The 13,726-nt window shown below is 37.1% G+C and carries 13 protein-coding genes; 8 read left to right on the top strand and 5 right to left on the bottom strand.

The features are described 5' to 3' along the window. Positions 1-95: 95 nt before the first annotated feature. The 4 genes from BUA72_RS11625 (at position 96) to BUA72_RS11610 (ending at position 3,588) form a co-directional block, all read left to right on the top strand. Entirely contained in the window at positions 96-503 is a 408-nt protein-coding gene (locus BUA72_RS11625; RefSeq protein ID WP_228407866.1) for a winged helix-turn-helix transcriptional regulator, read from the top strand. A gap of 400 nt (positions 504-903) precedes the next feature. Next, positions 904-2,067, top strand: a complete 1,164-nt coding sequence (locus BUA72_RS11620) for an iron-containing alcohol dehydrogenase (protein WP_072923015.1) — start codon at positions 904-906, stop codon at positions 2,065-2,067. Positions 2,068-2,403: 336 nt separating this feature from the next. Then, positions 2,404-2,865: a lipocalin family protein gene (locus BUA72_RS11615; RefSeq protein WP_047448117.1), complete on the top strand. Its 462-nt coding sequence runs from the start codon at positions 2,404-2,406 to the stop codon at positions 2,863-2,865. Between the two features lie 66 nt (positions 2,866-2,931). Then, positions 2,932-3,588 (top strand): GDSL-type esterase/lipase family protein, encoded by a 657-nt coding sequence (locus BUA72_RS11610; protein ID WP_072923014.1) that lies wholly within the window; start codon positions 2,932-2,934, stop codon positions 3,586-3,588. Between the two features lie 47 nt (positions 3,589-3,635). Here the strand turns inward: BUA72_RS11610 and BUA72_RS11605 are convergent, their stop codons facing one another. From BUA72_RS11605 to BUA72_RS11590, 4 genes are all read right to left on the bottom strand, one after another. Further along, a complete protein-coding gene (locus tag BUA72_RS11605) occupies positions 3,636-4,997 on the bottom strand; it encodes a DEAD/DEAH box helicase (RefSeq protein ID WP_047448124.1) in 1,362 nt (453 codons plus the stop codon). Between the two features lie 177 nt (positions 4,998-5,174). Continuing rightward, positions 5,175-5,684: a hypothetical protein gene (locus tag BUA72_RS11600; protein ID WP_072923013.1), complete on the bottom strand. Its 510-nt coding sequence runs from the start codon at positions 5,682-5,684 to the stop codon at positions 5,175-5,177. Between the two features lie 118 nt (positions 5,685-5,802). Further along, entirely contained in the window at positions 5,803-7,452 is a 1,650-nt protein-coding gene (locus BUA72_RS11595) for an ABC1 kinase family protein (protein ID WP_047448129.1), read from the bottom strand. Positions 7,453-7,901: 449 nt separating this feature from the next. Next, the gene (locus BUA72_RS11590; protein WP_165570743.1) at positions 7,902-8,105 is read right to left on the bottom strand and encodes a cold-shock protein; all 204 of its coding nucleotides are present in this window, start codon (positions 8,103-8,105) and stop codon (positions 7,902-7,904) included. Between the two features lie 204 nt (positions 8,106-8,309). Here BUA72_RS11590 and BUA72_RS24460 point away from each other — a divergent pair, with 204 nt between their 5' ends. The 3 genes from BUA72_RS24460 to BUA72_RS11580 all read left to right on the top strand — a co-directional run bounded on the left by BUA72_RS24460 (position 8,310) and on the right by BUA72_RS11580 (position 11,159). Then, positions 8,310-8,474, top strand: coding sequence for a hypothetical protein (locus BUA72_RS24460; RefSeq protein ID WP_175548888.1), 165 nt, complete (start codon positions 8,310-8,312; stop codon positions 8,472-8,474). A gap of 122 nt (positions 8,475-8,596) precedes the next feature. After that, a complete protein-coding gene (locus BUA72_RS11585) occupies positions 8,597-9,409 on the top strand; it encodes a helix-turn-helix domain-containing protein (protein ID WP_072923012.1) in 813 nt (270 codons plus the stop codon). A gap of 73 nt (positions 9,410-9,482) precedes the next feature. Beyond that, positions 9,483-11,159 carry an alpha/beta hydrolase-fold protein gene (locus BUA72_RS11580; protein WP_072923011.1) on the top strand — a complete coding sequence of 559 codons (1,677 nt, stop codon included), beginning with the start codon at positions 9,483-9,485 and terminating at the stop codon, positions 11,157-11,159. 241 nt (positions 11,160-11,400) lie between these two features. On the opposite strand, the gene BUA72_RS11575 is transcribed toward BUA72_RS11580, so the two are convergent. Beyond that, the gene (locus BUA72_RS11575) at positions 11,401-12,909 is read right to left on the bottom strand and encodes a carbon-nitrogen hydrolase family protein (protein ID WP_034726240.1); all 1,509 of its coding nucleotides are present in this window, start codon (positions 12,907-12,909) and stop codon (positions 11,401-11,403) included. Positions 12,910-12,963: 54 nt separating this feature from the next. On the opposite strand from BUA72_RS11575, the gene BUA72_RS11570 reads away from it, so the two are divergent. After that, positions 12,964-13,617 (top strand): hypothetical protein, encoded by a 654-nt coding sequence (locus BUA72_RS11570; RefSeq protein ID WP_072923010.1) that lies wholly within the window; start codon positions 12,964-12,966, stop codon positions 13,615-13,617. Positions 13,618-13,726: the final 109 nt, after the last annotated feature.

Here is a 13,726-nt window from a genome sequence, read left to right as displayed (position 1 = left end):
TTTATCAATTTTTTATGTTTAAATTTACTTGCAAAACAAAAGTAAAATTAAAACAAATACTTTCATTTTGCAAGTATTATTTTAAATATATGGCTATGAGTAAAAAAAGATCAGACTGCCCTATCAGTTCTTCCCTGGAAATTTGGGGTGATAAATGGTCTCTGCTGATTATCCGCGACCTGATGCTGAAGAAAGAATGTACGTATGGAGAATTCCTTAAAGCAGATGAAAAAATCGCGACCAATATTCTCGCTTCACGGCTGCAGCATTTACTGGAAGCAGAAATTATCGCGAAGAAAGACCATCCGGACAGTAAACTGAAAATTCTCTATCATCTGACAGAGAAAGGAATTGACCTGATTCCGCTGATCGTTGAGATCAATCTTTGGGGCGAAAAATACCTCAGTATTCCGGAGGAAAGGAAAAAATTGGTTGAAAACATCAAAAAAGACAAGGAGAAATTTATCCGGGATGCTAAGGCCTACCTGTCAAAGAGTAGTTAGAAGACTGGAAGTTGCGGGGTTCGAGGTTTGAGAGTTTGAGATTCGGAGGGTTTGAGCGTCTTAGTGTAAATTGGGTTTACAGGTGATGGTGGCTTCGAGTACCTCAGCCACCATTTGGAATATCACTTATTCATTGGAATATTTAATCAGGAGTGCAATATCTGGTGGCTGAGGTACTCGAAGCCACCATTCACTTACGAAGCAAAATTCACCTTTGACATTTTCCAATATCAAGTTTAACCTTAACCTAAAAGTCTCATGTCTGATGTCTTGGCTCTTGGCTCTAATTTAGCCTAAATCAAAATCGTTATTATAAAACTCCATGATAGTAATTTTAAAATTTCATTAACTCAGTTTTCGTATTGCTTTCCGTAAATTTGAATCAAATAAATTTAGAACAATGCTTAATTTCGAATTTAAAAATCCAACAAAAATACTTTTCGGAAAAGGTGAAATCGCTAAGATCTCCCGTGAAGTTCCGAAAGATGCCAAAATATTAATGATCTATGGAGGCGGAAGCATCAAAACCAACGGTGTTTACGATCAGGTAAAAGAAGCGCTGAAGGATCATGAACTGCATGAATTCGGTGGTGTTCCTGCCAATCCGGAATATGAAGTACTGATCAACGCTTTAAGTTTTATCAAAGAAAAAAACATCAACTATCTTCTTGCTGTAGGCGGAGGATCTGTAATCGATGGAACTAAATTTCTTTCTGCAGCAGCCAATTATGACGGTGAGCCCTGGGATATCCTGAGAAATTCAGTGAGAACTTTTGAAGGAGAAGGAATGCCTTTCGGAAGTATCCTTACGCTGCCGGCAACCGGTTCTGAAATGAATTCAGGATATGTGATCTCAAGAAGAGAAACCAACGAAAAATTATCTTCAGGAGGACCTGGTCTTTTCCCTCAGTTTTCAGTATTAGATCCGGAAGTGATCCGAACAATTCCTAAAAATCAGATCGTAAACGGTATTACAGATGCTTATACGCATGTTTTGGAACAGTATATGACGGCACCGTCTTCTGCAGATCTTCAGGAAAGAATTGCTGAAAGCATCCTGATCAGCCTTCAGAAAACCGCTCCAAAAGTACTGAAAGGTGATTTTGATTATGACGCAGCCGGAAACTTTATGTGGTGCTGTACAATGGCCCTGAACGGACTGATTCAGAAAGGAGTGATCACAGACTGGGCAGTACACGCTATGGGACATGAACTGACAGCTTATTTCGGAATCGACCACGCAAGAACTTTAGCGGTGATTGCCCCTTCCCACTACCGTTATAATTTTGAATCGAAGAAAGGAAAACTGGCTCAGTATGCTGAAAGAGTCTGGGGAATCAAAGACGGAACTCTGGAAGAAAAAGCTGAACTGGGAATCAAAAAAATGGAGGAATTCTTCCACAGCCTTGATATCAAAACCAAACTTTCCGAATACACAGAAGAATACAAAGGAACTGCTGAAAGAGTGGAAAAAGCTTTCACAGACAGAAAATGGTCCGGTCTTGGGGAGTACAAAAAGCTGACGCCTCAGGATGCTTATAAAATTGTAGAGATGAGTTATTAGGGTTCCAGGGTGAGAGAGTTTGAGCGTCTTAGAGTTTTTGAGGGTAAATGAGTTTGGAAGAGGTTCCTGGTTGCTAGTTTGGAGTGATTAAGTTAATAAGTTATTGTCTGATGTCTGAAATCTGACTTCTTGCATCGTGGCTCCCAACATTGACTTGCGAAGCAAAATTGACCATTGACTCTGCCACAATCTCATCTGCTACCTACAAAACCTGTCATTTTCCAAGCTTCACAATATAAAATCCTGTTATTTATAAACATTCGTTTAAAAAAGCAGGATTTCATTATAGATATTTCAAATTTATTTATATTTTAGCATATTCTAAAATTTGTGAAAATGAAAAAACAGCTACTTTTATTTGCCTTTTCTGCTTTGGCACTAACTTCCTGTAAAGATGACAATCTCGAAGCTTATGAATTAGAGATGATGAGCGGAGACTGGAAGGTAAGCAAAATCCAGACTATTTCCGGAAAAGACAATAAAACAGTACTTTTAACTGAAACGCCTTCCGGCTGTGACGCTAAAAATACACTTCATTTCAGAAGTGATTATTACACAAGCTACACCTACTACTCCGGAACTGGTGTTGATTGCCAGATCAGTGGTAAAAACGAAGGTAAGTTCACCTATACTGAAGAGTCTAAGCTGTTGAGCATCAAAAATGACAATGATACCGAAAGATGGTACAGAGTTGAAATCCTTACAAGCCAGGATCTGAAAATGGCCCAACTGTACGGCGCTTACGATTACAATAACGATGGTACTGACGATCTGATCTACGTTACCTACAAAAGATAAACACAGACTCCCGATTTTTCCGGGAGTTTTTTATTACTTTTATCAGATATTTTAAAATTGATTATAATGAAGAAGATTCTTTCAGCATTCCTATTGCTGTACTTTGCCCTATCCTTTTCTCAGGATAAAAAGCCGATGTTCTGGCAGGATATTCAGAATTTCAAAAAAGCAGATCAGGAAAACACGCCACCTAAAAACGCCATCCTTCTGATAGGAAGTTCCTCTTTCACCAAGTGGACAGATGTTGCCAGCTATTTCCCGGACAAGACCATTATCAACAGAGGTTTCGGAGGTTCGAGAATGACAGATCTGAATGATTTTGCTGACGACCTTTTAAACCCTTACCAACCTAAACAGATCATCATCTACTGCGGTGATAATGATTTCGCGGACAACCATGAGCTGAAAGCCCAAGTAGTGGTCGATAGGTTTAAAACATTCTACAAAAAGATCCGACAAAGATTTCCAAATATTGAAGTGGATTTCATTTCCATCAAATTTTCTCCGAGCCGCGAAATTCTATGGCCACAGATGAAAGAAACAAATAAGAAAATTGCAGCTTTCATGAAAAAAGAACCTAACGCAGAGTTCATCGATATTACTAAAGCCATGGAGGATTCCAATGGAAACGTAAGAAGAGATCTTTTCGTGGAAGATATGCTCCACCTGACTCCGGAAGGATATGAAGTCTGGACGAAAGTCATGAAGCCTTATATGAAATAATAAACTGTATAAACAAAAAAAATCCCTGACGGGATTTTTTTTTATTTTTATTTCTTTTTCTTAGATTTTGATACAGATATAGATTTCTGCTGAGCCCTGTTAGCTCCAAATTTCTTAGGTGCTTTTCTTTTTGAAGGTCCGCCCCAGTTTTCTTTTTTGTTTTTATCCTTTTTCTCGTGAAAAGCTCCACCACCATCATACAGTTTTACCTGTGCAGGATTTTTCATAATGATCACATCTTCTTCGGAAGCGATCTTCTTAGGATTTATTTTCACTTCTGCAGGGAAATCAGTAAACTTAAGATCTTTGTCCATCAATAACTCAATGTCAAGAACATAAGCTTCTTCTTTTTTCGTAACGAACGTGATTGCTTTACCGTCTTTGTCTGCCCTACCCGTTCTACCGATTCTGTGAATATACTGTTCAGGGATTTCAGGGGTTTCAAAGTTGATTACGTGGGTAATATCTGAAATATCCAGACCTCTCGCCATTACGTCAGTCGTAATTAATCCTCTGACCTCTTCATTTTCAAATCTTTTCATGGCTTTAAGCCTGTAGTTCTGAGATTTGTTTGAGTGAATAACATCAAACTGCTCAGGGAAAAGTTCATCAATTTTAGAGAAAAGAAGATCTGAATTTTTCTTATTATTGGTAAAAATCAACACCTTCGACATTTCATCTTCATTGGTTTTCAACAAATGTTCAAGAAGGTTGATTTTGGTATTAAAGTTTTCCACTTTATAGCCGGTCTGCTCAATTTTTTCAAGAGGCGTTCCTGATTTTGCCAATGAAATTTCTATCGGACTGGCAAAGTATTGATCCAGCATTTCGTCAACAGCTTCAGTCATAGTAGCCGAGAAAAGAATGTTCTGTCTCTTCGGCTTCATCATTTCGAAAATATGAGTAAGCTGTGGTCTGAATCCTAAATTCAGCATCTCATCAAACTCATCAATGATCAGCTTCTGAACTTCTCTTAATGATATAGCGTTGTCAATAGCAAGGTCCATTACCCTACCCGGAGTTCCTACCAGAATATCACATCCATTGTTAAATAACAGTTTCTGTGTATTGATATTTTTCCCTCCATATATTCCGATTACCCTTGCGGTAATATTTTCTGTAAGTTTCTCAACAATTTCAGCTACCTGCACCACCAATTCTCTTGTAGGTACAAGGATCAAAACCGTAGGATTCCCGGTTTTGTTATATTTCCATGTTTTAAGAACCGGCAGAAGATAAGCTAATGTTTTCCCGGTTCCGGTCTGTGCGATCCCCATTACATCTCTCCCGGAAAGTATAGGCCCAATGCTCTTTTCCTGAATAGGTGTAGGCTCGAATAATTCCAGATCCGCTAAAACATCAAGAATTTTAACCGGCAGGTCAAAATCCGCAAAAGTGAGTTTTTCCATGGTGCAAAGATAGGTATTTAAATTTAGAGGATAATCTTGTGTGAATGGTGAATTTTAAGATGTAAGAGCCAAGATGCAAGACATCAGATTTCAGATTTCAGACATCAGACGCTGAATTCATTAACTTAATGACTACAAACCAGTAACCGGCAACTGACAACGGTCTCACTCCGAAACTCAATTTACCTTCACACTTTTACTCTTAATCCTGATATCATCATCTTCCCATTCGCTTGAGGTAATGATCACGTATCCTTTCTTTTTAGGATCTTTTTTAATAGGGAATTTTTCTTCTTCCCATTGTGAACAGTGGGTGGAAATAGAGGGTACCAAAGGTTTCCAACCTGTTTTACTTAATGTATAAACATGAAAGCCATGCCAGCAGCTTGTACACCAGCCTGGATAAAAACCAATCTCATCTTTTCCATCTTCATTAAGGTCTCCCAGATTGTATACTCCTCCATTGTTAGCGGGTGAAATCGTAAACGGTTTTATTTTTTTATCGCTGAAATAAATGGTGGTTTCACATTTCCCATCACATTCATCCGTACAGTCACTGACTTTGGTGTAGGCATATTCTTTAGTTCCATTTCCGTCATAGTCGCCAGGAATTCCTTTTTCAGCAGATTCCTGAGCTAAGAACAGCGAACTGCAGAAGATAATGGTGGTTAAAATTAGTTTTTTCATAGTTTTTTTTGTTGCGGGGTGGGGGTTTAGAGCCTTAAAGTTGCTGGTTACTACTTGCTAGTTGGGAGCCCGAAATCATAAAGTCCTTCAAACTGATTTCTAATATCTAACTTCTCATCTACTTCCTCGTCACTCTCAGTAAAAGTATTAATACCAATATAATAGAGAATACAAAACCTAAAACTGCAACCAGAGACAGTTCTCCAATTCTCGGGCCTGATTCTGACACAAAAACGATAGCTGTGGCAATCATATTGGCACCCAGGACCATGGCTAAAATTAAATTAACGATGCTTGATTTGATCAGTTGGTTGGTCTTTTCAATATTTTTAATTTCACTGGATACTGTAAATTTATTGTCATCCAGTTTTTGGAGAACGGATCTGAGTTCTTTAGGAATTTCATCCACGTTATCGGTGAAATTCAGCATCCGGTCCATTCCCGTTTTTAAAAGATTCTTAGGTTTAATCTTATTGGTTAATATTTTTCTGGTGTACGGATGAAGGCTTTTGACAATATCAAGATCCGGATTGATCGTTCTTCCCACTCCTTCTATTAAACTGATTCCCTTAAATAAAAGATAAAAATAGTCCGGCATATAGAGCCTGTTATCTTTCAGAATATCTTTCATTTTATTGATGATCACCTGAACATTGATATCCTGCAGCGAGGAGCTGTGGACAAAGTTCAGAATATCTTCTACATCATTCTCGAATCTTCTTTCGTCGGGAATTTCATAACTGACTGCCATCTTTTTAAGGTGACGTACAATTTTATGCGGATTTTTAGCGACAAAGCTTACAATAAGGTTTTCAAGGATTTCCTTATCGTTCGGTTGAATTTTTCCTACTGCACCAAAATCGATGAAGACAATTTTCCCATTCTTTTTGACCAGGATATTTCCGGCATGCGGATCGGCGTGAAAAAATCCATAATCAAGGATCTGTGAAACAAAGAGCCTCAATCCTACTTCGGAAACCTTTACAGGATCAATATTATTCGCTAAAAGCTCAGCTTTATCGGTAACCTTAATTCCATCAATAAACTCCATACAGAGAATATTGTTATTGGAATATTCTTCATAAATCTTCGGAACGTACGTTTCTTTATTGTTCTTAAAATTTCGGGCAAAGTGCAGGATATTTTCTTTTTCGTTGATCAGGGAAACTTCTTCGAGTAATGATTTTTCAAAAGTGGAAATCGCCTGTTTCAGATTCAGTTTTTCTCCTATTTCGGAATAGGCAGACACCAGTTTTTCCAGGTCTTTGATGAGAAGTAAATCATCTTCAATAACGGTCTGTACATCGGATTTTTTAAGTTTGAGAATGACAGGACTGCCATCCATCAAAACAGCTTTGTATACCTGCGCAATCGATGCAGTGGCCAGAGGTTCTTTCTGGATCTCCTGAAAATGGTCTTTGATGGATATATTGAATTCATTTTCCAGAATTTCTTCCACATCCATATCTACGGTATCCACTTTGTCCTGAAGTTTCTGCAGCTCTTGGATCAGTTCCGGCGGAAGAAGATCCTCCCGGTTACTGAATGTCTGCCCCAGTTTTACAAATGTAGGTCCAAGCTCTTCCAGTACCAGCCTGATTCTTTCGTATACCGTTCCTTTAGAAATCACCTCATCCGGATCAGCAGAGATCTGTTCCTGCTTATTTCCTGTATTCATTCTCGCCAGCATATCTTTAAATCCGTATTTGCTCAGTACGGAAATAAGTCTGGCTGATCTTTTCAGTTTTCTTTGCTGCTTGTCAAACATATGTTTCTCGATAGTTGATGCAAATTACTCCAAAAATTGTTCCTATTGCTATTTTAATTTTTATTTGAACGGTAAATCTTAGAATGAAGCAGATGTAGAATTGTCTTTTGATCTGGCTTTAAATGATGAGCTTTTAAAACTTTTTTTAATCTGCTTTATCTGTGTAATCTGCGAGAGAAAAGATTAATGGAGTATAGAAGTGAGTAGCTTGAGAATCTGATAGGACTGCATCCTATCTTGGGCTAAATCGCCACTTTGTGGCTTGTTTTTAGTTGATGAATTTCTTAAATTTTATGATAAAAAATATGGCTTAAAAAATCTTTAGATTTTCTCTTCACTTATCTTAATGGTTAAAAAATGAGCCCTGTTGCTTTTTTTATAGCCCAAAAATCCACAAAAAAAGCCGCCTGAAATGGCAGCTTTATTTTAAACAATATCTTAATAAGTTATTATCCTACTACTTTAACATTGTCTGCTTCAGGTCCTTTTTTACCTTCTTTAATCTCAAATTCTACTGCCTGTCCTTCTTTCAAAGTTCTAAGGCCTGAAGACTGAATGGCTGAATGATGGCAAAAAATATCGTTTCCGCCTCCGTCTGGTGTAATAAAACCAAAACCTTTTGTTTCGTTAAACCATTTTACTGTTCCTGTCATTATATTATATTTAAATTGATCAGTGAAGATAGTAATTTCATGAATATCCTGAAAAAAAAATTCCATTCTTCTTTGATTTTTTTTCGTAAAGCCCAGAAAATAAAATAAATAAAAATGAAAAAAATTCGCTCACACAATTATGTAAAAGGATTTTTTTATCTTTATCCTTAACAAATTACCAACTAACCCATAAAATTTTACAAAATGAAAAATTTACGTAACAGCAAACTTTCAAGAGAACAATTAAAAGAAATTTCTGGTAGCGGTATCATTATTCCAAGCTGCTCCAACAAGTGCTGTCCGGATGACGGAAGACCAAGATGTCCAAGACTGATCTGCCCGGCTGTGGTATGTCCTCAGCTTGCATAAAAATTTGAAAAAATATTCAATAAAGAGCAGAAAACCATCTGCTCTTTTTTATTTTTGTAGGATAAAAATCATTAGATTGTTTATATTGAACCTGAAATGAGAAAAAATACAATTCATAGACAATGAACAATACATTTGAAACTTTCAAACCTAAAAGTTCATTGATCAAGCCCTATGTTGATTATTATTATCTGGATATAAAACCGGATAATGAGACCAGTGAATTCCAATGCTTTCCTCATTTCAACAATACGGTTTCTCTTTATAAATCCCATACCCAGAAAGAAAAAGGACACGTTGTCTTTGATGAAGCTGCCCATGCGTTGCAGATCTTTACGCCTATCAGGGAAAAGGTACTTCATATTATACAGTCCGGGAAAGTACACAGAATCGTTATTGTATTTCATCCTCTGGGAATCCAGCAGTTTTACAGACCGTTGAATTTTGCTGATTACATCACAGATTTTGAGTTTTTCAGCCAACAACAACTGAATATACTTTTTTCAACAGAAGATCCGGAAGCCTTCACCAATCTGCTGGATAGTTACTTGGAAAAGAGATTTAAAAGTTTTGAAAATGTTATCCTTGAGCAATCCATTCAATATATTTTCAGTCAGTGTGACGATTTTACGGTTGCAAAACTTTCCGATACTTTGGGCATAAGCAGGCAGCATCTGAACAGAAATTTTCAGGCTCATTTAGGGGTTTCGGTAAAAAAATTCCATGAAATTGTTCTTTTCAGAAAAACCATCAACGAGAAACTGTTTGAAAATCCGCACAGAAATTTCACGGAACTGGCTCATGAATTCAATTACAACGACCAGTCTCATTTTAACAAAGCCTATAAAAATTTCACCGAAAATTCACCCAAAAGCTTTTTTGATAAGGGTACAATCCTTGGAAATCAGGATACCTTCTGGTGTTTGCAGCCATAATTTGAAATGTTCCATTTTTACAATTTTTTACCGTCTTTGATGAATAGCTTTGTCTCATCGAATTTTAGATGGTATGAGATATTATATAACATTGAGTTTACTTCTGGTGTGTCTTCTTGTCAACGGGCAGGAAAATTATTCAACTTTGACGCAAAAAGCATTGGAAACGATGTGGAAGGCCAAAGATGATGCAGGTTATCAGAAATCATTAGATATGTACGAAAGTGCTTTCAAAATCTACCCCGACAGCATCGACGGAACAGGACTTTACAAGGCTTCGGTCCTGGCTTCAGAATTAAATCATATAGATAAGGCGTTCAATTATCTAACCCCTCTTGCAAAAATGAAAGCTGATGAAGACGGATATCCCGGCTGGGGTTATGTCATTGGTGAATCTTCTAAAGGTGAATATAAAAATTTACTTGATGATCCCAGATGGAAAACGCTTGTGCAAAGTGCCATAAAGGACAAAGAGCTTTTCTATAAAGATTTAAAGGAAATTCAGGATGAATTTTTCAGGACAAAGGATTATTCTTTTGATGAAAAGGAAAATGTGGCTAAGCTGTATTCCGAAATAAAAAATTCTTCTCCTTATTTAGCGAAGAAGCAACAGAATTATTCCGTTTTATTTAAAGTAAATGATTCCACTAACACTTCCTATCTTGTTCACCTTCCTAAAGACTATGATCCTGGCAATAAATATCCTGTCCTCTTTTTCCTTCACGGTGCTGTACGTAACAACGTCCTTACCGATTATCAGATGCCGGCAGAAAATCTTGGCGGCTGGAACAGGTTTTATACAAAATACGCAGATCTGAGTCATATCATTCTGGTTTTTCCAAAAGGTGGAAAAAAATACAACTGGATGACTCCCGATGATGGATTTTTCATGGTTCCGGAAATGATGAAACAGATCAAAAAGGCCATCAATGTAGATGACAATAAAGTTTTTATTTCCGGACATTCCAACGGAGCCACCGGTTCGTTTTCGTATCTCATGAAACAGCCCGGCTCATTTGCAGGTTTCTATGGATTTAATACTTTTCCTAAAGTTTTTACAGGCGGAACGTTTATTGAAAATATAAAGAACCGATCTTTCATTAACTTTTCTACCGACCAGGATTATTATTATCCTCCGAATGCGAATGATGACCTCACTCAACTGATGAAAGAAATCAAGGCTGATTATAAGGAACAGCGTTACAATGGGTTTCCGCATTGGTTTCCTCAGTTTAACGAATCGGAGCCGGCAGTTCAAATTCTTTTCAATGATTTAAAAAGCCGTAAAAGGAATCCATTTCCGAAAGAACTAACCTGGGAATACGACGATAACAATTATGGAAATATTGATTGGATTTCTGATACGAAACTTGATACGCTCCAACCCAAAGCCCAGTGGCACAAAGCGTTGAATTTTAAAATCACAAAATGGCTGAAATACGATAAGAATGACAGTCTGATCACGGAAAATGTCAATAAAAATGCCTTTGATTTTCCAAGAAAGTCAGGGAAGATAAAAGCTATTTATTCCGATCAGGTTTTTAAGATCGAAACATCGTGTATCCAATCTTTTTCACTCAATCTTTCTCCGGAAATGATTAATCCAGATAAAAAATTGAAGGTCTTTATTAATGGAAAGCTTTATTTCAATGGAAAAATAGAAGCTGACCGGAAGCTGATGCTCAGAAACTTTGAAAACAACAGAGACCGGGAACAGATCTGGATTTATTCTCTGCATTTTAAAGTGTAAGATGGTGAAACTAAAATATCCTGCCGGATGACAGGATATTTTTTTTAATCTATTATTTTTACTTTGTGTCTGTGTTTTGGCTAAAGCCTTTGCAATGCGTATATCTTGTAAAGGCTGGGCCGAAGCCCACCCCTATTGAATATACTGGAAGTTTTCTATCTAAATTTTCTTCCGTGATATCTAATTTTCTTTGCTCTTTATTCTTTATTCTTTATTCTTTATTCTTATCCCAAACTCAGGTTTACTTAAGATAGGTTTCATAGAGATCTTTTCTACGGTCATTCATCACCTGAACGGATCCGTTATGATGAAGATCTTTCAGAAGATTAAGGTCTACGTCTACTATAAGGGTCATTTCCGTATTCGGAGTAGCCTCTCCTTTCACTGCATTGGATGGAAAAGCAAAATCTGAAGGCGTAAACACGGCAGCCTGACCAAACTGGATGTCCATATTGTTCACACCCGGAAGATTTCCTACACAACCGGCAATAGCGACATAACATTCATTTTCAATAGCTCTCGCAGCCGCACAATGGCGTACTCTGATGTAGGCATTCTGCGTGTCGGTAAGGTAAGGTACAAAGAGGATTTTCATTCCCTGATCGGCCAAAATCCTCGGCAGTTCAGGAAATTCTACGTCGTAACAGATTACAAGACCTATTTTTCCGCAATCGGTATCAAAAACTCTGATCTCGTTTCCGCCTTTCATTCCGTAGTATTTCCTTTCATTCGGCGTAATGTGGATCTTTCGGTATTCATCAATACGGCCGTCACGGTGAAGCAGATAACTTACATTGTATAAATCATTGTTATCAGGATCGAAAACAGGCATACTTCCGGAAATAATATTGACATTGTAGCTGATGGCCAGCTCGGAAATTTTATTCTTGATATCCTCACTTAATTTAGCCAATTCTATCATACTGTCTCTTTCTGAAAGCTTGTTGAAAGGTGCCAACAGCGGCGTATTGAAAAGCTCAGGGAAAAGAACAAAGTCCGATTTATAATCCCCCATCACATTGACAAAGAATTCAACCTGCTCATAAAAAGCATCGATGTTTTTAAAATGCCTCATCTGCCACTGCACCAGTCCCAAACGGATGATGCTGTCCTGCATGGTATTGGGCTTTTTGCTGTAATAAATGTTGTTCCACTGCAGCAAAACGGCATTTTCCAGTGATGATTCATCTTCCGGAAGGTATTTTTTCAGGATCTTTATAGGAAGGAAGTTATTGGAAAGCTGGAAAGACAATACAGGATCGTAGATTTCCTTGTCTCTTACTCTTCTGATGTATTCTCTCGGGGAAAGTTCGTCGCTGTATTTATGATAGTTCGGGATCCTTCCGCCCAGAATAATCGATTTCAGATTAAGCAGTTCGCACAATTCTTTTCTGGCATCATACAGTCTTCTTCCCAGACGCAGTTCACGAAACTCAGGATCTACAAAAACCTCGATTCCATAAAGTACATTTCCAGTTGAAAGATGGGTATTGAATGTATAATTTCCGGTAATATCCACATAGGTATGGTCATCTCCGAATTCGTCATAATTCACAATAATGGAGAGGGCTACGGCAGCCAGTTTTCCATCTACTGTGATGCATATCTGGCCTTTAGGAAATATTCTGGTGAGTTTTTCTATGCTTTTTTTAGACCAAATAGATTCGGACATCTGCGGGTAAGCGCGTTTCATTGTTATTACCAGTTCATCATAATCCTGAAGACTCAGGGCTCTTGTTTCTATTTGCATTTGACGTAATTTTACTTAAATTTAAGGAAAAATAATTAAGAAAATATATAATAAGTGGGTACTTACATAAAATACACTGACGAAAATAATATTGAAATACTAAAAGAACAACTCCCTAAGCTTTCAGAATTTAACTGTTTAACTTATGATGGTGACACTAACAGTCTTAAAAAAATAGAACGATTTTTAAAAAATTACAAAACACAGCAGATTGAACAGTTAGGAGGTGAAATTTATCTTTCTTCGGAAGACCAATTATCAGAAGCCATTATTAATCATATAGATATCGGATCATTTGGCAAGCCCTGGACGTTCTATTATAATAAGGAAGAAAACAATAAGGGAGAGACACAATGGGAATATATATTCTATCGTAATGGTAGTCTCTTTGGCAAAGGTATCTCCGTATTTGATGACAGAAACAGAAGATTAGCCGGATGTGTAATAGATTTAATAACTGGACTTCAAACCGATAAATTTAAAAATTTTTATGGGGACCCTTTTGTTTTTGATTATGAATTCCAAAATGAAACAATTCCTAATATTCAATTTAAATATCAACAGGACGATTCCGTCGAAGAAGTTTATTTTCAAGATGATGATTATTCATTGAGGGATTTCCTCAACATTGACGATATACGGATAAAATTCCCCTGGAAAGAAAATATATATTATCATTCTTTTCTTCCCATGCTTTCATTAAAATAAAAACAGGATAGCCATACGAATTTATTATTTAAAACTCCTTTACAAATGATTCGTAAAGGAGTTTTAATTGATCAATCAAATATTTTTTCATTTGTATAAGGGGTCACAT

Source organism: Chryseobacterium sp. OV279, assembly GCF_900128945.1.
Classification (GTDB): Bacteria; Bacteroidota; Bacteroidia; order Flavobacteriales; family Weeksellaceae; genus Chryseobacterium.
The sequence above is the reverse complement of the archived record's forward strand: the minus strand, read 5'-3'. Positions and strand labels throughout refer to the sequence as shown.

Bases quoted from the DNA above. Each gene is read 5' to 3' on its own strand.
- BUA72_RS11595 (WP_047448129.1), bottom strand. From the start codon at position 7,452: ATGTTTGACAAGCAGCAAAGAAAACTGAAAAGATCAGCCAGACTTATT.
- BUA72_RS11580 (WP_072923011.1), top strand. From the start codon at position 9,483: ATGAGATATTATATAACATTGAGTTTACTTCTGGTGTGTCTTCTTGTC.
- BUA72_RS11605 (WP_047448124.1), bottom strand. From the start codon at position 4,997: ATGGAAAAACTCACTTTTGCGGATTTTGACCTGCCGGTTAAAATTCTT.
- BUA72_RS11585 (WP_072923012.1), top strand. From the start codon at position 8,597: ATGAACAATACATTTGAAACTTTCAAACCTAAAAGTTCATTGATCAAG.
- BUA72_RS11610 (WP_072923014.1), top strand. From the start codon at position 2,932: ATGAAGAAGATTCTTTCAGCATTCCTATTGCTGTACTTTGCCCTATCC.
- BUA72_RS11575 (WP_034726240.1), bottom strand. From the start codon at position 12,909: ATGCAAATAGAAACAAGAGCCCTGAGTCTTCAGGATTATGATGAACTG.
- BUA72_RS24460 (WP_175548888.1), top strand. From the start codon at position 8,310: ATGAAAAATTTACGTAACAGCAAACTTTCAAGAGAACAATTAAAAGAA.
- BUA72_RS11620 (WP_072923015.1), top strand. From the start codon at position 904: ATGCTTAATTTCGAATTTAAAAATCCAACAAAAATACTTTTCGGAAAA.
- BUA72_RS11600 (WP_072923013.1), bottom strand. From the start codon at position 5,684: ATGAAAAAACTAATTTTAACCACCATTATCTTCTGCAGTTCGCTGTTC.
- BUA72_RS11615 (WP_047448117.1), top strand. From the start codon at position 2,404: ATGAAAAAACAGCTACTTTTATTTGCCTTTTCTGCTTTGGCACTAACT.
- BUA72_RS11590 (WP_165570743.1), bottom strand. From the start codon at position 8,105: ATGACAGGAACAGTAAAATGGTTTAACGAAACAAAAGGTTTTGGTTTT.
- BUA72_RS11625 (WP_228407866.1), top strand. From the start codon at position 96: ATGAGTAAAAAAAGATCAGACTGCCCTATCAGTTCTTCCCTGGAAATT.